We start from the raw sequence: 18,641 nt of genomic DNA, 5'->3' as shown, positions 1-18,641 counted from the left end.
TTTCGGACGCCCCGGCCCGGGAACCCCGGTCCCCGGGCCGCCAAGGCTCCAGCCCCGACCTGCCCTGCGGCCGGCACCCGCTGCCGGCCGCACGTCCCGGCCCGACCACCGCGCACGGACACCGCCCCCCGGGCGGGCCCACCCGTGACCAGTGAAGGAATTGGTGTTGATGAGCGAGACGAACCCCCTGAAGCGAGCGGCGGACAAGGTGACCGACGCCCTTCAGAGCGGGCCCACGGGCCCGGAGGACGGCGTCCCCGGCAAGCCGGCCCCCGAGTCGCCGTCGGTCGCCGAGCCGACCGAGCCCCGCGAGCCGCTGCCCCCCAAGCCCGACCAGGGCGCCCCGGCCACCGTGTCGCCGACCGGGCAGCCGACCGGCGCCGACCAGGCGCGGGTGGCCCAGAGCGGCAGCTACCTGACCGACGCCCAGGGCACCCGGCTGTACGACACCGATCACTCGCTCAAGGCGGGCCCCCGCGGCCCGGTCCTTCTCCAGGACCACCACCTGCGGGAGAAGGTGATGCACTTCGACCACGAGCGCATCCCGGAGCGCGTCGTCCACGCCCGCGGTGCCGGCGCGCACGGCGTGTTCCGCAGCTACGGCACCGCGGCGAACGTGACCAAGGCGGCGTTCCTCGCCGAGGACGTCGAGACGCCGGTGTTCGTCCGCTTCTCCACCGTGCTCGGCTCCCGGGGCTCCGCGGACACCGTCCGGGACACCCGCGGCTTCGCGACGAAGTTCTACACCAGCGAGGGCGTCTTCGACCTGGTCGGCAACAACATCCCGGTGTTCTTCATCCAGGACGCCATCAAGTTCCCCGATGTCATCCACGCCGGCAAGCCGCACCCCGACCGGGAGATCCCGCAGGCCCAGAGCGCCCACGACACCTTCTGGGACTTCGTCACCCTGCACACCGAGGCCACCCACCACACCCTGTGGAACATGTCGGACCGGGGCATCCCGCGCTCGTACCGCACGATGGAGGGCTTCGGCGTCCACACGTTCCGGCTGGTGAACGCGGCCGGCGAGACGACCCTCGTGAAGTTCCACTGGAAGCCGAAGCTGGGTGTGCACTCCCTGGTGTGGGAGGAGGCGCAGATCGCGGGCGGCGTCGACCCCGACTTCCACCGTCGTGACCTGTACGACGCCATCGAGGCGGGCGCCCACCCCGAATGGGAGTTCGGCATCCAGACCTTCCCCGACACCCCCGACCAGACCTTCGAGGGTATCGACCTGCTCGACCCGACCAACATCGTGCCCGAGGAGCTCGCCCCCGTGCAGCCCATCGGGCTCCTCACGCTCAACCGCAACCCGACGAACTTCTTCGCCGAGACCGAGCAGGTCGCCTTCCACGTCGGCCACCTCGTCCCCGGCATCGACGTCACCGACGACCCGCTGCTCGCCGGCCGTCTCTTCTCCTACCTCGACACCCAGATCACCCGCCTGGGCGGCCCCAACTTCCCGCAGCTGCCGATCAACCGCCCGCACAGCCCCGTCAACGACATGCTGCGCGACGGCTTCCACCAGACGGCCGTGCACCGGGGTGTCGCCCCCTACCGGCCCAACTCCCTGGACGGCGGCTGCCCGTTCACCGCGGGCGCGGACATGGGCGCGTACGTCGAGACGCCCGTCCGGGTGCCGGAGGCGACCAAGGTCCGCGAGGCCCCCGAGTCGTTCGACGACCACTTCAGCCAGCCCCGCCGGTTCTGGCTCAGCATGAGCCCGGTCGAGCGCGAGCACATCATCGGCGCCTACACCTTCGAACTCGCCAAGTGCTACGAACAGGCCATCCGGGAACGGGCCCTCCAGACCCTCGCGAACATCGACCCGGAGCTGTGCGCGGGCGTCGCCACCGGTCTCGGACTGCCCGCCCCCGAACCCACCGTGCCCCTGGCCGACGTCGAACCCAGCCCCGCCCTCTCGCAGGTGGGACGGACCTGGCCCGCCGACGGCCGGATCATCGGCATCGTCACCGGTCCCGACGGCGACCTCGACGGCGTGCGCGCCGTGCGCCAGGAGGTGCTGGACGGCGGCATGGTCCCGCTGGTCGTCGCACCGGCCGGCGGCACCCTCGGTGACGGCGACTCCGCCGTGACGGTCCAGCGGACCTACGCCACCGCCCGCTCCGTCGAGTTCGACGCTCTCCTGGTGGCCGGCGTCCCCGGGGTCGGCGCCGACGCCTACGGCGCCCGCGACGCCAAGGCGGGCCGGCCCACCGTCCAGCAGACCACCCCCGACCCGCGGGTCGGCCTGCTGCTGGCGGAGGCGTACCGGCACGGCAAGGCCATCGGCGCCACCAGCGCCGGCCGCGGCGCGCTGGAAGCGGTCGGCATCCCGCTGGACGCGCCCGGCGTCGTCGTCGCCGACTCCGCCTCCGCGGTGCTCCAGCAGCTCACCCAGCTGCTCGGCGGCCACCGGGTGTGGGAACGCTTCCCGTCCGCCGCCTGACCGTGTGCCGGCCCCCCGGTCTCCGGGGGGCCGTGCCCGGCGGCCCGGCGCCGGTCACTCCGGCGCGCCGCCCCCGGTGGTGCGGCACAGCAGCAGACAGATGTCGTCGTCGTGCTCGGAGTCGTACAGCATCGGCTTGAGCACGGAGTCGGCCGCCGCGTCCAGGTCCTCCAGCTCCACCGCGCCGAGCGCGCCCATCGCCCCGGCCAGCCGGTCGATGCCCGCGTCGATCCCCGCGGAGCGCCGCTCCACCAGACCGTCCGTGTACAGCGCCAGGGTGGAGCCCACCGGCAGGTCGAGGGCGTACTCCTCGTACTCGTACGGCATCGGGACGCCCAGCATGATCCCGGGGCGGGCGTCCAGCACCCGCACCTCGCCGCCGGGGTCGCGGGCCACCGCGGGCGGGTGCCCGGCCGCCGCCCAGACCACCCCGCTCTCGCCGGGGGTGAACCGGGCGATCGCGCACGTCGCGTACAGCTCCGGCTCCTGGTGGCGCAGCATCCGGTGCAGCAGGGTCAGGATCCGCGCCGGCCCGTTGCCCTCGACGGCGTAGGCGCGCAGCGCGGTGCGCAGCTGGCCCATGATGACCGCCGCGCGCAGCCCGTGCCCCGTGACGTCCCCTATCACCGTCAGCACACTGCCGTCGGGCTGCGGGAACGCGTCGTACCAGTCGCCGCCGATGTTCAGCCCGTACGTCGCCGGCAGGTACCGGGCGGCCAGCGCCAGCCCCGCGGTGTCGGGCAGCTCGGTGAGCTGGGCCCGCTGGAGGGCCTCGGCGACGTCCCGGTGCTGCTCGTAGGCGCGGGCGTTGTCCAGGGCGATGCCCGCGCGCCGGGCCAGTTCGAGCAGCATCACGGTGGTGTCGGCGTCGAAGCGGTCACCCGGCGCGACCAGCGTCAGCACACCCCGCACCGTGCGCGCCCCGAGCGGCAGGCACAGCAGCGGCCGGTCCGGGTACAGCGGCGAGGCCGGCAGGTCGTCCACGCCCGGCAGCCCGCCGGGGTGGGGGCCCGCGTGCTGCGGGCGGCCGGTACGGGCCGCGGTCACCGTGGCCGTCGTCCGCGCCCCCGGCGGGATCGCCGCGTCGTCCACCAGCCAGATGTCGACGTGCCGGGCGTGCTCCGGGACCAGCAGTCCGGGCAGCCGGCGCAGGATGTCCTCATGATCGAGGGAGGCGTTCAGGGCCGCGCTGGCGTCGGCGAGGAAGGTCAGCAGCCGACGGGCGTTCTCCGCCTCCGCGCGCGCCGCCCGCTCGGCCTCCAGGTGCTCGCGCTGCGCCAGCGCGGCGGCCTCCAGCTCGGCGTGGAGCGCCAGCACACCCTGGTTGGTCTGGTGCAGCTCCTCCCGGTGGAACCGGACCAGCTCCTCGGTCTCGTCCAGGTGGGCCAGCAGGCCGGCGGCACTCTCGTCGGCGTCCAGCAGCGCCTCGGCGAGCCCGGCCTCGCCGGGTCCGGGCAGCGGCCCGGTCACGGGCGGCGCCGGGCAGGGGAGCGTGTGCTGCCAGGGCTCCGGCCCGTCGAGCACGACCCGCAGCGCCCCGCCCTCCCCGGTGGTCACCGTCAGTTCCGCGCGGCCGCCGCCGACAGCGCGGCGCAGCCGGGTGCCGAGCGCGGACAGGAAGCGGGCACGGTCGAGCGCGGGCACACCGGCGTCGGCCGTGAGCCGCGCCAGCAGGGCGCGGACGCGGGCCGCGTCGGCGGCGCGGGCGATGGTCCAGGAGTCAGAGGCGGCTGTCATGAGGGTCGGTCCGGCGGTCGGGGGCCAGTACGGCCACACTGGTGTCGTCGCGTGCGGGGCGGGCGGGACTGCCCGCTTCACGCAGGATCGCCGCGGCCACCACCGACGGGTCGTGGGCGAGCAGCCGGGGGTCCTCCGGCGGCGTCCAGCGGCTGGGCAGCCCGTCACTGTGCATGACCAGCAGACTGTCCCGGCGCCACGGCAGCCGGCGCACGGGGACGTGCGCCGGGAAGTAGGCCCCGACGATCCCCGGGTGGGCGACGTGGGACTGCCAGCCGTCCCCGTTCCGCACCCGGGCGGCGACGTTGCCGACGCCGGCCAGGGACAGTTCCGCCCGGTCCGTGTCCACCTGCGCCACCGTGACCGCCGCGCCCCGGGTGGGCCGCAGTGCCACGTGCAGCCGGCGCAGGATCTCCGCCGGGGGCAGGTGCGCCGCGCCCCGCAGCTCCGCCACCGCCGCCGTGGAGGCGTGCGCGGCCTTCGGGCCGTGCCCGAGACCGTCGGCGAGCAGCAGCGTCACCAGGCCGCCGGAGCGTGCCCAGCCCCAGGCGTCGCCGCAGTGCTCCGCCTGGGCGAGCGCGGTCGTGATCCCGCCCGCCGGCACCCGCTCCGTCACACCGCCGCGCGGGCGGGGCTCCGGATCGATCCGGGCCGCCGCCACCGTGCCCCGGCCCGGCACGCTGTACAGGTGGAACGCGTTCGCGCTGCGCCGGCAGCTGCCCAGGCCCGCGCCGAGCGAACCGGCGGCGGTGGAGTAGCCGTCCCGCAGGGCCGTGTCGGCGTCCGCGAAGCCCGGCCCGTGGTCGAGCGAGAACACCTGCACCGACCTGCCCGTACCGGCCGGCGCGGCCACGAGGTTCACCACCATCCGGCCGCCGCCCGCGTGCCGGAGCAGGTTGGTGGCCAGCTCGGTGGCGACCAGCTCGGCGGCGGCGGTGCGCGCCGGCGCGAAACCCGCCTCAGCGCACGCCTCCTGGGCCGCCGTCCGGGCGTCCCGGACCCGCGTGGAGTCGTGCACCGGGACCTCCCACACCCGGCTCATCCGGTCACCGGACGGGACGTGGGGACCTGCGCCACCCAGGCGACGGCCGTGACGGTCGTGCCCCGGCCGGGCTCGGTGTCGACGTCGAACTCGTGCACCAGGCGTTTCGCCCCACTCAGTCCCAGCCCCAGACCGCCGCCCGAGGTGTAGCCGTCGGTCATGGCCAGCTCCAGGTCGCGGATGCCGGGACCGCTGTCGATGAACCGCATCCGCAGCCCCCGGCCGCGGCCGTTGTCCAGCGGAGTGATCTCCACCCGCCCGCCCCCGCCGTGGACCAGCGTGTTGCGGGCCAGCTCACTCGCCGCCGTGACCAGCTTGGTCTGCTGCACCAGACCGAAACCGAGCTGCGCCGCGCACTGCCGCACCTCCTGCCGGACCCAGGCCAGATCCGCGTCCGAGCCGATGGGCAGACTCGTCGCCGGCGCCTGGCCGGACACCTGCATCAGCTCCCCTCCTGGGACAGCAGTTCCATGGCACGGTCGACGTCCAGGGCGGTCACCAGCCCGGGCAGCGTCAGCCCCAGCTCGACCAGGGTGATCGCCACGGCGGGCCGCATGCCGGCCAGCACCGTGCGGGCGGCCAGCAGCCGGGCCGTGGAGGCGATCTCCGCGAGCACCCGCCCGAGGAAGGAGTCGACGATGTCCACCCCGGAGATGTCGAGCACCACACCGGTCACCCGGCTCGTGGAGATGCGGTGGGTGATGTCGTGCTGGAGCTGTTCGGCCATGCCGTCGTGCAGCTCGCCCTGGAGGGAGACCAGCAGGACGTCGCCCAGCGCGAGCACCGGCACCTGGGGGGAGTGACGGAAAGCGGGCTGGTTCACCGGACGCTCGCACCCGCGTCCGTACGGGAGACCTCTATGCCCTGCCGGCCCAGCGCGTAGGCCAGCGCGTCGGCCAGCGACGCCCGGGTCAGCACCGAGCCGAGGTCGATGCCGAGCTGCACGATGGTCTGCGCGATCGCCGGGCGGATCCCGGAGACGATGCACTCGGCGCCCATCAGGCGGGCCGCCGCGACCGTCTTCATCAGGTGCTGCGCGACGAGCGAGTCGACGGTCGGCACACCGGTGATGTCCAGGATGGCGTATCGGGCCCGCTGGTCGACGATGGCCTCCAGCAGCGACTCCATCACCACCTGGCTGCGCGCGCTGTCCAGCGTCCCGATCAGCGGCACGGCGACCGTGCCCTCCCACAGGTTGATGACCGGGGTGGCGACCTCCAGCAGCTGCTGCCGCTGCCGCTCGATCAGCTCAGCGTTGGCGTCCAGCGCCGTCTCCATCACCACCAGGCGCAGCGTGCCCATGAGCAGGGTCAGCGCCAGGACGCTCTCCTGGACCTGTGGCCCGGCGGGGTCGGTGAACTCCTCGCGCAGCAGCTCGACCGCGGGCACACGCAGCACGGCGACCTCGTCGGCGATCTGCGCCGGGGTCGATCCGGCGCGCGTACGGGTGTGGGTCATCCGGGCCAACTGGTCGCGCACCGACGCGTACCCGGGTGCCTCGACGTCCTCCAGCCGGCCACTGACGGCCACCTCGGACAGCGCGTCCACGACGGCCTTGCACGCCTCGACCGCCTCGTCGCGGGAGACGGTGAAGACCGAGCGGAACAACGGGGCGTCGGCCCAGCGCTGGGCGATCTGCTCCCGGCGCCGTTCCAGGAAGGCGCTCACCACCCGCGGCGCCGACTCGGCCACGTCCTGCTCCGGCACTCTCATCCTCTCCTCTCACACAGCCAGGTGCCGACGCCGGTCGGCCGGCTCACCTGAGCCGAACAATGCCGACCGTAGCCCTCGGCGTCCGACCTGGCCAAACCCTCGGACAGCCCCCGGGCCACGCCCCCCTACGACACCGGCAGCGGCGGTCGCGGAACGTCGTCCCGGCCGCCGTCGCGCCGTCCCTCAGCGCACCGGCGATCCTTCCCCCGCCCCCGGCCGGGACCTCGAGCGGTGACCGGGGCGCATCCCGGCGGGCGACAGCGCGGACCGGTGGTGGGCGGGGGCGGCGGCGGACGGGCCGGCACCCGGCCCCCGGCTCACCCCGGTGTGTTTCCCGCGCACGTCGACACGGCTCCTTCGGTGTGGTCGAGCGGTGCCGCACCGGCGGCCTGTGCCCCGGGACGGCGTCTGGAGCCGCTTACCCCGAAACCCTCCGGACTTTCCTCGCTGTTGCCGACGTCACCCGCGCGTGCGATCCGCCCCGCCCGCCCGGACGGCACCGACCCGCAGGAACAGGACGACTCGGGTCACGCCGGCCCGCCCCGGGCACCCCGTCGGTCACGCGCCGGCGCCGTGGCCTCCCGGCGGGGCCGCCACCCCCTCCGGCTGCGGCCCGGGTACCGCCACCCCCTCCGGCTCCGGCGGCCGTACGGGGGCCGCCTCCGCCGACGCCGGGACCGCCCGCGCGCGCCGGGCCGACCGACGGCGCAGCAGCAACCGGCGTGCGGGGCGCTCCACCCCCTCGTACAGCGCCCATGACAGGGCGAGCGCCACGGCGAACGCGGCCGTGGTGACGGCCGCACCGGTCAGGACGCCGAAGCGGGGCTTGGCACCCAGCACGCTCGTGGCGGCCCGCAGCACCAGCAGATGGATCATGTAGAAGGCGAACGACAGCTCCCCGAGCCGCACCATCCGCGGGTGCCGCCACAGGGACGGCAGCCCGCGCAGGTCCGCGACGGCCGCCGCGGGGATCAGCAGGGCGAACCCGACGACGGTGCACACGGTCGCGGAGTAGCCGGGCGGGGCCTGCGCGACCAGGAAGTAACCGATCACCGCGAGAGCGAGCGACGCCTCCAGCCCCGGCCCGCGCCAGCGGCCCAGCAGCACCAGCCGCGCGGTGACCGCGCCCAGCACGAACTCGGGCAGCCGCGCGGCGGGGAACGAGTACACCGACCGGTCCCACCAGTGGTGGGCGTCGGCCCAGGCCAGCACCACCACCGCGGCCACCGACAGCCCGCCCAGCGCCGTCGAGCCGCGCGGCCCCAGCCGCCGCAGCAACAGGATCAGCGCCGGGAAGGCCGCGTAGAAGAACGCCTCGCAGGCCAGCGACCAGCTCACCGGGTTCAGCGTCTGCCACCACGGGCGCCACCAGGAGTGCAGCAGCAGCGCGTTGGCCAGGGTCTGGTGCGCGGTCGGCCGCGCCAGCCGCGCCGACGTGTACGCCATGACCAGGGCGACGGCCAGGGTGACCAGGTGCACCGGGTAGACCCGGGCGACCCGCCGCCGCCAGAAGGCGAGCGCGCGGTCACGGGGCCGCGCCGACCAGGTCAGCACGAATCCGGACAGCAGGAAGAAGAACGACACCCCGTTGGCGCCGGCGCCGAAGCCCCAGGCCACCAGGCGGCCACCGGTACCGCCGAAGTAACCGAAGTTGTGCACGTGCAGGCCGAACACGAGCAGCGCCGCCATCCAGCGCAGGCCGGTGAGCGACGGCAGGGAGGGCCGGCCGGCCGGTGGGGAGTGCCGGACGGTCGGGGCGCCGCTTCTGGCGGGCGGCGTCCGGGGCGTCCGGGTCGTCGCCGTGGTCATCACATCACCTGCCGCAGGGAATTCGCGTGGGGCATGAAAGGGACCTTTGCCCGTCCACCCCCGGACCGTCACGCCGCACACCGAACTTCACACGGCTGCCGACCGAGGGCCCACCGTGCGGACCACGCCCGACGGCCCGGGTCGCGCCCGCACGAGTGAACAGGGTCCCGGACGCCGTCCGCGGTGCCGTACGACGACGAACCCGGGCCCGCCGCGGTCCCGCCCGGGGGCCGATCGGGGGGCCGGTCCGGTCCGTTCGGTGGCTGACGTGGGTCCGGCGGCGGGCTTCACGCGTGGCTCGGTCGGCCTGGCGTTGCCGCCACGCTTCCGTTCCGCTCGCGCCCCTGGGCCGTACGACAGTGGACCCAGCCGGGCCCAGTCGTCGCGGGCCGGTCCCGTCCTTCGGTTGCCGACGCGCTCCGGTGCCGGGCCTCGCGCCGCCCGGTCGGCATGCCGTTGCCGCTCGAGTGCCTGCTGTTCCCCGGCGCGTGCCGCGGCCTGCGGCAGCAGCCCGCGCCTCGGGGCCGTACGACAGCCGCGCCCGCTGCCGGTGCCCGCGGCCGGTCGTCGCGGGCCTGGTCCGTCCGCTCGGTGGCCGACGTGGCCCGGTGCCGGCCTTGCGCGCGGCCCGGTTCGGCCTGCCGTTCCCGCCCGTGCCCCAGCGCGCGCCCCTGCGGCCTTACGACAGCGGGCCCGCCCGTCGCCCTCCGGGGGTGAGTCGTCGCGGACCGGTTCCGTCCGTTCGGTGGCTGACGCGCTCCGGCGTCGAGTTTCGCGCGTGGCTCGGTCGGCGTGCTGTTGCCGCTCCCGTGCCCGCTGTTCCCCGCGAGTGCCTCCGCTTGGCGCAGCCGCCCGCGCCGCTCGCGCCCTTGGTCACGGCGAAGGCCGCCGCGGTCGGCCGCTCCGTCTTCGGCGGCCGGCTGGGCTACGCCGCCGCCCAGGAGGACCGCGTCGACCGGGACCTGTTCGACGTCGTGGGCATCGACCACTACTCGTACTTCCCCCACCGGCCCGATCACGTGCGGGAGTCGAGGCGGTACCTGCGGTGGGGGAAACCGCTGGTCGTCACCGAGTTCGGCACCTGCGCCCACGTCGGGGCGCCCCGGACCGCCGGCATGGGCTGGGACGTCGTGGACCACGACAAGGAGCCCGAGGAGATCAAGGGTGACCTGGTGCGCAGCGAACGGACCCAGGCGGACTGGCTCGTGCGCCTGCTCGACGCGTTCGACTCGGTGGACCTGTGCGCGGCGATGGCCTTCGAGTTCGTGACACCCGACGCCCCGCACCGTGCGGACGACCCGCGCCACGACCTCGACATGGTGAGCTACGCCCTCACCCGGACCGTGAAGGACCGGCCGGACGACCCCGCCTCCGACTGGCACTGGGAGCCGAAGGAGGCGTTCCGCGCCCTGGCCCGCCGCCACCGGTCCGCGCGGCCCGCCGGCCGCCCCGCCCGCTGACCCGGCCACCCCGCCCCGCGAGTGACCGCGGGGGAACGCTCCGGCGCCGGTACGCGGCCAGAATTGCATCGTTCGTTTCCTTGAATCCCTCGTGTTTGTGCCGGTAGGTTCAGCGCCATGACCGCCTCCCCGGCCCCGACCACCGCCGGACAACTCCGCGGTGCCGGCCTGCGCGTGACGGCGGCCCGCGTCGCGCTGCTGGAAACCGTCCGGGACGGTGACCACCTCGACGCCGAGGCGATCGCCTCCGGAGTCCGCGAGCGCGTGGGCCACATCTCCCTGCAAGCCGTCTACGAGGCTCTCCACGCGCTGACCGCGGCGGGTCTGGTGCGCCGGATCGAGCCGGCCGGTCACCCGGCCCGGTTCGAGGGACGCGTGGGCGACAACCACCACCACATCGTGTGCCGGTCGTGCGGCGCCGTCGCCGACGTCGACTGCGCCGTCGGCGACGCGCCCTGCCTGACCGCCTCGGACGGCCACGGCTTCGCCATCGACGAGGCCGAGGTCGTGTACTGGGGCACCTGCCCCGACTGTTCCACCGGCCGCAGTTCCTGAGCACCACGTTCCGCACAGTTCGGAAGGATTGCCATGACTGAGAACCACGACGCGATCGTCACAGACGCGAAGGCGGACGGGGCGGGCGGCGGCTGCCCCGTCGCCCACGACCGTGCCCTGCACCCGACCCAGGGCGGAGGCAACCGTCAGTGGTGGCCGGAGCGGCTCAACCTGAAGATCCTTGCCAAGAACCCGGCCGTCGCCAACCCGCTGGGTGAGGACTTCGACTACGCCGAGGCGTTCCGCGGTCTGGACCTGCCGGCCGTGAAGCGGGACATCGAGGAGGTGCTCACCACCTCCCAGGACTGGTGGCCGGCCGATTTCGGCCATTACGGTCCGCTGATCGTCCGTATGGCGTGGCACAGCGCGGGCACCTACCGCATCAGTGACGGCCGTGGCGGTGCCGGCGCCGGCCAGCAGCGCTTCGCCCCGCTGAACAGCTGGCCCGACAACGCCAACCTCGACAAGGCGCGCCGCCTGCTGTGGCCGGTGAAGAAGAAGTACGGCCGCCGGATCTCCTGGGCCGACCTGCTGATACTGGCCGGCAACGTCGCGCTGGAGTCCATGGGCTTCGAGACCTTCGGCTTCGGTGGCGGCCGCGAGGATGTGTGGGAGCCGGAGGAGGACGTCTACTGGGGTCCCGAGACCAGCTGGCTCGACGACAAGCGCTACACCGGCGACCGTGAGCTGGAGAACCCGCTCGGCGCCGTCCAGATGGGCCTCATCTACGTCAACCCCGAGGGCCCCAACGGCAATCCGGACCCGCTCGCCGCGGCCCGCGACATCCGCGAGACGTTCGCGCGCATGGCGATGAACGACGAGGAGACCGTCGCCCTGATCGCCGGCGGCCACACCTTCGGCAAGACCCACGGCGCCGGTCCCGCCGACCACGTCGGTGCCGACCCCGAGGCCGCGGGCTTCGAGGCGCAGGGCCTGGGCTGGCGCAACACCTACGGCACCGGCAAGGGCGCCGACACCATCACCTCCGGCCTGGAGGTCACCTGGACCACCACGCCGACCCGCTGGAGCAACGGCTTCTTCGACAACCTCTTCGGCTACGAGTGGGAGCTGACCGAGTCCCCGGCCGGCGCCAAGCAGTGGCGGCCCAAGGACGGCGCGGGCGAGGGCACGGTCCCGGACGCCCACGACCCGTCGAAGAAGATCGCCCCCTCGATGCTCACCACCGACCTCGCGCTGCGCTTCGACCCGGTGTACGAGCCCATCTCCCGCCGTTTCCACGAGAACCCGCAGGAGTTCGCGGACGCCTTCGCCCGCGCCTGGTACAAGCTCACCCACCGCGACATGGGCCCGAAGTCGCTGTACCTCGGCCCGGAGGTCCCGCAGGAGACCCTGCTGTGGCAGGACCCGCTGCCGGAGCGCGAGGGCGAGCTGATCGACGACGCGGACATCGCGGCCCTGAAGACCAAGCTGCTCGATTCGGGCCTCAGCGTGTCCCAGCTGGTCACCACCGCGTGGGCGTCCGCGTCGACGTTCCGCGTCAGCGACAAGCGCGGCGGTGCCAACGGCGCCCGCGTCCGGCTCGCCCCGCAGAGCGGCTGGGAGGTCAACGAGCCCGACCGGCTCGCCCAGGTGCTGCGTACGCTGGAGGAGGTCCGGTCGGAGTTCAACGCCTCCTCGGGTGCCAAGAAGGTGTCCCTGGCCGACCTCATCGTGCTCGGCGGTGCCGCCGCCGTGGAGAGGGCGGCCGAGGAGGGCGGCTTCCAGGTCGAGGTGCCCTTCGTCCCGGGCCGCGTGGACGCCACCGAGGAGCACACCGACGCCGAGTCCTTCGAGGCGCTGGAGCCGACCGCGGACGGCTTCCGCAACTACCTCGGCAAGGGCAACCGCCTGCCGGCCGAGTTCCTGCTGCTCGACAAGGCGAACCTGCTGGGCCTGAGCGCCCCCGAGCTGACCGTCCTCGTCGGCGGCCTGCGCGTCCTCGGCGCCAACCACCAGCAGACGCAGCTCGGTGTCCTCACCGACACGCCCGGCGCGCTGACCAACGACTTCTTCGTCAACCTGCTCGACCTGGGCACGACGTGGAAGTCGACCTCCGAGGACCAGACCACGTTCGAGGGCCGCGACGCGAGCACGGGCGAGGTGAAGTGGGCCGGCAGCCGTGCCGACCTCGTCTTCGGCTCCAACTCCGAACTGCGCGCCGTCGCCGAGGTCTACGCGAGCGACGACGCGAAGGAGAAGTTCGTCAACGACTTCGTCGCCGCCTGGAACAAGGTCATGAACGCGGACCGGTTCGACCTCGTCTGATCCCGAGCCTTCCGGCCCACACGTCCGGGTCCGCCCCACGGGGGCGGGCCCGGACGTTCTCGTGCCGCCGGGCGGGATCGCGGCCGACGGCACGGCGACCGACAACGACCCTTGCTATTCATATTTCTGAATAAGGATCAGGTACGCGACTCTTGACGCGCCCATCGGCCGCTCCCTAGCGTCGAGGAGTCCGGTGGAGAAAGCGCTTTCCGGCGGTCTCCACCATGCCACGACCGGCCGCCGGGCCACCACGCGGACACCCGCACCCGCACTGCCGAGCCCGAACCGCTAGGAGACAAGCCGATGCACATCAGATCCGCCCTCGCGTGCGCCGGTCTGCTCGCCGGCACGCTCGTCGCGCTGTCCGGCACCACCGCGCAGGCCGCCCCCACCCCTCACCGAGCCGGGACCGTGCCGGTCGAGGCGGGCCCCGACACCGTCCGCCCCGCCGCCGCCGGCCTGCCCGACCACGACCGTCTCGACGCCGACGTGTCCGCGGCCGCGACCGGCGCCGTGCTCTACGTGTCGCCGAACGGCAGCGCCGCCGCGCCCGGCACCCAGTCGGCCCCGACCACACTGACCTCCGCCATCAGCCGCGTCACCCCCGGCGGCACGATCTACCTGCGGGGCGGGACGTACACCCCGTCCGTCACGGTCACCGTCCCGGCCGGCACGGACGGCACCTCCGGCGCCCGCACCACCCTCTCCGCCTACCCGGGTGAGAAGCCCGTGCTCGACTTCTCGGCGCAGAGCGAGAACCCGGCCAACCGGGGCATCCAACTGAACGCCTCCTACTGGCGCCTGTACGGCCTGACCGTCGAACACGCCGGGGACAACGGTATCTTCGTCGGCGGCAGCAACAATGTCGTCGAGCGCGTGGTGACCGCCTACAACCGGGACACCGGCCTCCAACTGGGCCGCGCCTCCTCCACGACGCCCACCGCGCAGTGGCCGTCGAACAACCTGATCGTCAGCTCCGAGTCGCACGACAACGCCGACTCCGACGGGGAGGACGCCGACGGCTTCGCCGCGAAACTGACCACCGGTACCGGGAACGTCTTCCAGTACGACGTCTCGCACAACAACATCGACGACGGCTGGGACCTGTACACCAAGACGGACACCGGCCCCATCGGCCCGGTGACCATCGAGTACTCCCTGTCCTACGGCAACGGCACCCTGAGCGACGGCACGGTCAACTCCAACGGCGACCGCAACGGCTACAAGCTGGGCGGCGACGACATCGCCGTGAACCACGTGGTGCGGCACGACATCGCCTACCGCAACGGCCACCACGGCTTCACCTACAACAGCAACCCCGGCCGGATGACGGTGTCCGACAACGTCGGCATCGACAACGCCGAACGCAACTTCTCCTTCGACAAGGGAACCTCGGTGTTCCGCACCGACACCTCGTGCCGCTTCGCCGTCAGCGGCTCGAACGACAAGACCGTCGGTGACGTCGACGGCTCCGACCAGTTCTGGACCGGCGCCAACGGCTCCCGCTGCTCCTCCTACGCGGGCGCGCTCGGCTGGTCCTTCGCCTCGGACGGCCACCTCGTGGTGACGTTCGGCGGCCGTGTCGTGAACCCGTAGCCGGCGCACGGCGCACGGTGACACGCGGGACGCCGCCCCGGGCGGCGTCCCGCTCACCTTCCCGGCGGACCGGGCGGGCCGACGGTCGACCGGCACCACCGGCGACCGTCGCGGCCCGCCCGTGCCTCAGGAGGCCGCCGGCGGCTCGCTGCCGTACGGGCGGGTGATGATCTCCATGCCGTGTCCGTCCGGATCGTGGAAGTACAGGCCCCGGCCGCCGAAGTGGTGGTTGATCTCGCCCGGCTGCTTCCCGTGCGGGTCGGCGTAGTAGGTGATGCCGGCCTCCCGGATCCGGACGAAGGCCGCGTCGAACTCCTCCTCGGAGACGAGGAAGGCGTAGTGCTGCATGACGATCGACTCCGCCGGGACGGTGGCGAAGTCCAGGGTGACCCCGTTGCTCGTGGACACGGGAACGAACGGGCCCCACTCGGCCCCGGCCTCCAGGCCCAGGATGCGGGCGAGGAAAGCGGCCGACTCCCGCTTGTCCCGGGCGTGGACGATGGTGTGGTTCAACTCGACTGACATGGGTGGAATGCCTCCGCAAGGCAATCTCACGGGCACCTCCATGCCTCACCCGGCCGGTGACCGGCACGCGATGCCGTACGACGATCCTATCGGCGTCCCCTCGACGCCCCAACGGGCTTATGAGCCAAGCTCCTCACGCGCGGCACGGCCCCGGCGCCAGGCCTCCGGACGACCGGCCCCTGGGCCACCTCCCGCCCCGAGGCGGCCGGAATCCTGTCACACACCGTGACAGTCGCCTCGTACGACCGGTGGCCTGTAAGGATCCGGGGCGGTTTCCCACTACCGGCAGTAACATGATCACCTTGGGCTCAGGTGTACCAGCCAGTCAACTTGTGCCGTCCGCGGACGCGCCCCTGCCCGGAGATGCCGATGTCCACAGCCAACGACGCGCTCGAAAGCGCGCGCCTCACCTACGAGCGGCACATCCAGACGTGCCGCCAGTGCCACGCCGACGCCGCCCTCTGCGCCGTCGCCAAGCACCTCCTGCGGCTCTACAACCTCGCCCGCCGGGACCGGCTGCGCGCCACCGGGCAGCACAGCCCGACGGCCTGACCGGCAAAGAACCGCTTTTCACCCGCCACGAGGAGGGAACCCGGTCGCCTGTCCCGTCCACCCGAGACGCAGGAGGCCACTGTGACGGACCAGCACGGTGACCGGCCCGATCCGGTCACGCAGCACCCCCGCCCCGACTTCCCCGACCAGGACCAGCCGCACCCCGGCTGGACCGGCCCCATGGACCCGCCACCCGACCACGGCGAGGACTCCTACCGCGGCACCGGCCGCCTCGAGGGCCTCAAGACCGTGATCACGGGTGGGGACTCCGGCATCGGCCGCGCGGTGGCGCTCGCCTTCGCCCGCGAGGGCGCCGACGTGCTGTTCACGCACCTCGACGCGGAGGAGGAGGACGCCCGCGAGACGTCCCGGCTGGTCGAGGAGGCGGGCCGCAAGGCGGTCGCCGTGTCCTGCGACATCCGCGAGGAGGACAACTGCCGCTCGCTGATCGAGCGGGCGGTCGCCGAGTTCGGCCGCGTCGACGTCCTCGTGAACAACGCCGCCTACCAGATGGCCCAGTCCGACGGCATCGAGGCGATCAGCACCGAGCAGTTCGACCGGGTGATGCGGACCAACCTGTACGGGATGTTCTGGCTCACCAAGTTCGCCCTGCCGCACATCCCGGCGGGTGGCTGCGTCATCAACACCACGTCCGTGCAGGCGTACCAGCCCAGCCCGCCCCTGCTCGACTACGCGATGACCAAGGGCGCGATCGTCACCTTCACGCAGGGGCTGGCGCAGATGGTCGCGGACCGCGGCATCCGCGTCAACGCGGTCGCGCCGGGACCCGTGTGGACCCCGCTCATCCCCGCGACCCTGCCGGACACGGCGGAGTTCGGGAAGCAGAGCCCGCTCGGCCGCCCCGCCCAGCCCGCCGAACTGGCCCCCGCCTACGTGTACCTGGCCTCGCCGCAGGCCGGCTACATCACGGCGGAGATCCTCAACGCGACGGGCGGCACCCCGCTGCCCTGAGTCGGCCGTCCCGCTCCCGGCGCACGCGCCGCCCCGGGAGCGGTCAGCCCGCCCGGAACGGCGGCTCGGCCAGGAGGTCGAGCAGCCACCGGGCGCTCTGCTCCGCTCCCGGGCCGGCGCCGGACGCGCCGGGGAACAGCCGGCCCCAGGCCGCCGCGCGGCTCAGCACGCTCAGCCGCCAGGCGAGCGCCGCCGCCCGGCGCAGCCCCGCAGCCGTACGGCTCTCGCCCGTCCAGGGCTCCAGGTAGGCGTCGAGCAGCCGGGGGAGCGCCCGTGGTCCGTGGTGATGCAGGGCCCGTTCGGCGGTGACGCGGAGGCTACAGAAAGGGTGGGAGACGGCGGCGTCACCCCAGTCGAAGAAGGTGTAGCGGCCCGGGGCCGGCCGGAACACCTGTCCGTCGTGCAGGTCGGCGTGGTCGAGGCTGTCCGGGACGCCCAGTGAGCCGAGTTCGGCGCACCAGTCCGCGAGCCGCGGCCGCAGCGCCTCCAGCCGGGCCCGGTCGGCCGGGCCGAGCACGCGGTCCCCGGCGAGCAGGCGCTCGAACACCGCCGGCAGGCCGGCCGTCCGCGCGGCCGGCACCCCCAGCCGCTCCAGGGCGGGGACGTGCGGGACCAGGGCGCGCTGCATGCTCGCGTACTGGGCGAGCAACTCCTCCCAGGCGCGCGGGGCGACCGGCTCCCGGCCGAGCACGGTACGGAACAGATCGCCCCCGTCGGGCAGCAGGGACCAGCCGCGCGCGGCGTCTACGGCGAGGGGCCGCAGCACGTGCCCGGGCACCCAGCGGGCCAGGGCGGCGGTCAGCGGGCCCTCGAAGGCGCCGGCCGGCGGGCTCGCCTTGAACCAGACCGCCGGGCGTTCGGCCACGGGCACCCGCACCAGTACGGACCAGGGCCGCAGCCGCACCCGGAGCGGGCCGGCGGCGCGCAGGCCGTGCGCGCCCAACTCCTCGGCCACCCAGTCGAGGGCGGCGGCACGCCAGCCCTCCTGCTCCCAGGGCGTCACCGCGTCCAGGTACTGCCCGCGGTCGACGACGGTCGTGGCATCCTCTCGCATCGCCCCATCCCATCATCGCGGCCGGCGCCCCGGCCAGCGGTTGCGCCGCCCCGCCGGTTCAGCGGACGGGGAAGCCGAACGCGTAGCCCTGCTGCTTGAGCCACGGCAGCAGGGTGCTCAGCGCGGCCACGGTCTGGGAGCGGTCGCCGCCCGCGTCGTGGAAGAGGATCGTCGGACCGTTCGCCAGCTCGTTCTTGACGGTGGAGACGACGGCGTCCGTGCCCGGCCGCTCGAAGTCCTTGGAGTCGACGTTCCAGCCGAGCGGACGCATCCCGTGCGAGGCCGCCAGCTTCCGGCTGTACGGGGTGAAGGCGCCGCCCGGAGCACGGTAGTACATCGGGCGCACCCCGCCGGACGCCTTGGTGATCTGACGCTCGGCGTCCATGATCTGCTGGGACTGGTAGGCCGGGGGCTTGGTGTCCATCGTGGTGTCGTGCGACACCGTGTGGTCGCACAGCCGGTGTCCGGCGGCCACCACCCGCCGGACCAGTTCCGGGTGCGCCTCGGCCTGCGTGCCCACCATGCAGAACGTCGCCTTCACGCCGTTGTCCCGCAGCACCTGGAGCACCCGGGGGGTCCAGACCGGGTCCGGGCCGTCGTCGATGGTGATGTTCACGGCGTGCTCACCACGGTCCGAGGCGTGGGCTATGACCGTGGACACGGGTGCCTGCGCGGGCGCGGCGTGCCGGGCCGAGGAACCCGTGCCGGGCGAGCCGCCGCCGGCCTGGCCGGCCTGCGCGGTCCACACCGAGGTGGCGGCGGCCACCGCTGTCACCCCGAGCGCCGCCGCCACCATCCGGCCGTGCCATCCCCGCCCGCCATGCCGTGCCATGTCCGCCCCCTGCCGTGTCGACTCCCCCCGCCGTCGCGCCGACGGGTCCCTGTGCACCTGGCATGACGGCCCCGGACGGG

15 protein-coding genes and 1 pseudogene are annotated in these 18,641 nt (G+C 73.8%); 7 read left to right on the top strand and 9 right to left on the bottom strand.

Going from position 1 to position 18,641, the window contains the following annotated elements:
• Positions 1-169: 169 nt before the first annotated feature.
• On the top strand, positions 170-2,449 hold the full coding sequence (locus ACIQVT_RS03590; protein WP_403746853.1) for a catalase: 2,280 nt from the start codon (positions 170-172) through the stop codon (positions 2,447-2,449).
• Positions 2,450-2,503: 54 nt separating this feature from the next.
• Here ACIQVT_RS03590 and ACIQVT_RS03585 read toward each other — a convergent pair whose 3' ends face one another.
• The 6 genes from ACIQVT_RS03585 to ACIQVT_RS03560 all read right to left on the bottom strand — a co-directional run bounded on the left by ACIQVT_RS03585 (position 2,504) and on the right by ACIQVT_RS03560 (position 8,750).
• The gene (locus tag ACIQVT_RS03585; protein ID WP_403746851.1) at positions 2,504-4,186 is read right to left on the bottom strand and encodes a PP2C family protein-serine/threonine phosphatase; all 1,683 of its coding nucleotides are present in this window, start codon (positions 4,184-4,186) and stop codon (positions 2,504-2,506) included.
• Positions 4,170-5,228, bottom strand: a complete 1,059-nt coding sequence (locus ACIQVT_RS03580; RefSeq protein ID WP_403746849.1) for a SpoIIE family protein phosphatase — start codon at positions 5,226-5,228, stop codon at positions 4,170-4,172. Before ACIQVT_RS03580 ends, ACIQVT_RS03585 begins: the two co-directional genes overlap by 17 nt.
• Positions 5,225-5,671, bottom strand: a complete 447-nt coding sequence (locus tag ACIQVT_RS03575; RefSeq protein ID WP_403746846.1) for an anti-sigma regulatory factor — start codon at positions 5,669-5,671, stop codon at positions 5,225-5,227. The genes ACIQVT_RS03580 and ACIQVT_RS03575 overlap by 4 nt, the downstream gene beginning before the upstream one ends.
• Positions 5,671-6,051 carry an STAS domain-containing protein gene (locus ACIQVT_RS03570; protein WP_403746844.1) on the bottom strand — a complete coding sequence of 127 codons (381 nt, stop codon included), beginning with the start codon at positions 6,049-6,051 and terminating at the stop codon, positions 5,671-5,673. Before ACIQVT_RS03570 ends, ACIQVT_RS03575 begins: the two co-directional genes overlap by 1 nt.
• Positions 6,048-6,941, bottom strand: a complete 894-nt coding sequence (locus tag ACIQVT_RS03565) for an STAS domain-containing protein (RefSeq protein WP_403746842.1) — start codon at positions 6,939-6,941, stop codon at positions 6,048-6,050. Before ACIQVT_RS03565 ends, ACIQVT_RS03570 begins: the two co-directional genes overlap by 4 nt.
• A gap of 558 nt (positions 6,942-7,499) precedes the next feature.
• Entirely contained in the window at positions 7,500-8,750 is a 1,251-nt protein-coding gene (locus tag ACIQVT_RS03560; protein ID WP_403746840.1) for an acyltransferase family protein, read from the bottom strand.
• An 875-nt stretch (positions 8,751-9,625) separates the two neighbouring features.
• Here ACIQVT_RS03560 and ACIQVT_RS03555 point away from each other — a divergent pair.
• From ACIQVT_RS03555 to ACIQVT_RS03540, 4 genes and pseudogenes are all read left to right on the top strand, one after another.
• Positions 9,626-10,210 (top strand): annotated as a pseudogene (locus ACIQVT_RS03555) (abortive phage infection protein); the annotation flags it as partial.
• A 117-nt stretch (positions 10,211-10,327) separates the two neighbouring features.
• Positions 10,328-10,765 (top strand): Fur family transcriptional regulator, encoded by a 438-nt coding sequence (locus ACIQVT_RS03550; protein ID WP_403746838.1) that lies wholly within the window; start codon positions 10,328-10,330, stop codon positions 10,763-10,765.
• 33 nt (positions 10,766-10,798) lie between these two features.
• Positions 10,799-13,030 carry a catalase/peroxidase HPI gene (gene katG, locus ACIQVT_RS03545; RefSeq protein WP_403746836.1) on the top strand — a complete coding sequence of 744 codons (2,232 nt, stop codon included), beginning with the start codon at positions 10,799-10,801 and terminating at the stop codon, positions 13,028-13,030.
• Between the two features lie 303 nt (positions 13,031-13,333).
• Positions 13,334-14,626, top strand: a complete 1,293-nt coding sequence (locus ACIQVT_RS03540) for a right-handed parallel beta-helix repeat-containing protein (RefSeq protein ID WP_403746834.1) — start codon at positions 13,334-13,336, stop codon at positions 14,624-14,626.
• A gap of 126 nt (positions 14,627-14,752) precedes the next feature.
• Here ACIQVT_RS03540 and ACIQVT_RS03535 read toward each other — a convergent pair whose 3' ends face one another.
• Complete coding sequence (locus tag ACIQVT_RS03535) at positions 14,753-15,151, bottom strand: VOC family protein (RefSeq protein WP_403746832.1); 399 nt, start codon at positions 15,149-15,151, stop codon at positions 14,753-14,755.
• A gap of 369 nt (positions 15,152-15,520) precedes the next feature.
• Here ACIQVT_RS03535 and ACIQVT_RS03530 point away from each other — a divergent pair, with 369 nt between their 5' ends.
• Positions 15,521-15,703 carry a hypothetical protein gene (locus ACIQVT_RS03530; protein ID WP_403746829.1) on the top strand — a complete coding sequence of 61 codons (183 nt, stop codon included), beginning with the start codon at positions 15,521-15,523 and terminating at the stop codon, positions 15,701-15,703.
• Positions 15,704-15,784: 81 nt separating this feature from the next.
• Complete coding sequence (locus ACIQVT_RS03525; RefSeq protein WP_403746826.1) at positions 15,785-16,675, top strand: SDR family oxidoreductase; 891 nt, start codon at positions 15,785-15,787, stop codon at positions 16,673-16,675.
• A 43-nt stretch (positions 16,676-16,718) separates the two neighbouring features.
• Here ACIQVT_RS03525 and ACIQVT_RS03520 read toward each other — a convergent pair whose 3' ends face one another.
• Entirely contained in the window at positions 16,719-17,729 is a 1,011-nt protein-coding gene (locus ACIQVT_RS03520; protein WP_403746824.1) for an aminoglycoside phosphotransferase family protein, read from the bottom strand.
• 58 nt (positions 17,730-17,787) lie between these two features.
• Positions 17,788-18,561, bottom strand: a complete 774-nt coding sequence (locus tag ACIQVT_RS03515; RefSeq protein WP_403746821.1) for a polysaccharide deacetylase family protein — start codon at positions 18,559-18,561, stop codon at positions 17,788-17,790.
• Positions 18,562-18,641 lie beyond the last annotated feature (80 nt).

This window comes from Streptomyces sp. NPDC100445 (genome assembly GCF_044759735.1).
Lineage (GTDB): Bacteria > Actinomycetota > Actinomycetes > Streptomycetales > Streptomycetaceae > Streptomyces.
This window is presented reverse-complemented; position numbering and strand designations above follow the sequence as displayed.

Excerpts from the sequence above, each read along its gene's own strand:
- ACIQVT_RS03550 (WP_403746838.1), top strand. The coding sequence starts at position 10,328 with ATGACCGCCTCCCCGGCCCCGACCACCGCCGGACAACTCCGCGGTGCC.
- ACIQVT_RS03585 (WP_403746851.1), bottom strand. The coding sequence starts at position 4,186 with ATGACAGCCGCCTCTGACTCCTGGACCATCGCCCGCGCCGCCGACGCG.
- ACIQVT_RS03535 (WP_403746832.1), bottom strand. The coding sequence starts at position 15,151 with ATGTCAGTCGAGTTGAACCACACCATCGTCCACGCCCGGGACAAGCGG.
- ACIQVT_RS03580 (WP_403746849.1), bottom strand. The coding sequence starts at position 5,228 with ATGAGCCGGGTGTGGGAGGTCCCGGTGCACGACTCCACGCGGGTCCGG.
- ACIQVT_RS03540 (WP_403746834.1), top strand. The coding sequence starts at position 13,334 with ATGCACATCAGATCCGCCCTCGCGTGCGCCGGTCTGCTCGCCGGCACG.
- ACIQVT_RS03530 (WP_403746829.1), top strand. The coding sequence starts at position 15,521 with ATGTCCACAGCCAACGACGCGCTCGAAAGCGCGCGCCTCACCTACGAG.
- ACIQVT_RS03515 (WP_403746821.1), bottom strand. The coding sequence starts at position 18,561 with ATGGCACGGCATGGCGGGCGGGGATGGCACGGCCGGATGGTGGCGGCG.
- ACIQVT_RS03590 (WP_403746853.1), top strand. The coding sequence starts at position 170 with ATGAGCGAGACGAACCCCCTGAAGCGAGCGGCGGACAAGGTGACCGAC.
- ACIQVT_RS03575 (WP_403746846.1), bottom strand. The coding sequence starts at position 5,671 with ATGCAGGTGTCCGGCCAGGCGCCGGCGACGAGTCTGCCCATCGGCTCG.
- ACIQVT_RS03565 (WP_403746842.1), bottom strand. The coding sequence starts at position 6,941 with ATGAGAGTGCCGGAGCAGGACGTGGCCGAGTCGGCGCCGCGGGTGGTG.
- katG (WP_403746836.1), top strand. The coding sequence starts at position 10,799 with ATGACTGAGAACCACGACGCGATCGTCACAGACGCGAAGGCGGACGGG.
- ACIQVT_RS03560 (WP_403746840.1), bottom strand. The coding sequence starts at position 8,750 with ATGACCACGGCGACGACCCGGACGCCCCGGACGCCGCCCGCCAGAAGC.
- ACIQVT_RS03520 (WP_403746824.1), bottom strand. The coding sequence starts at position 17,729 with ATGCGAGAGGATGCCACGACCGTCGTCGACCGCGGGCAGTACCTGGAC.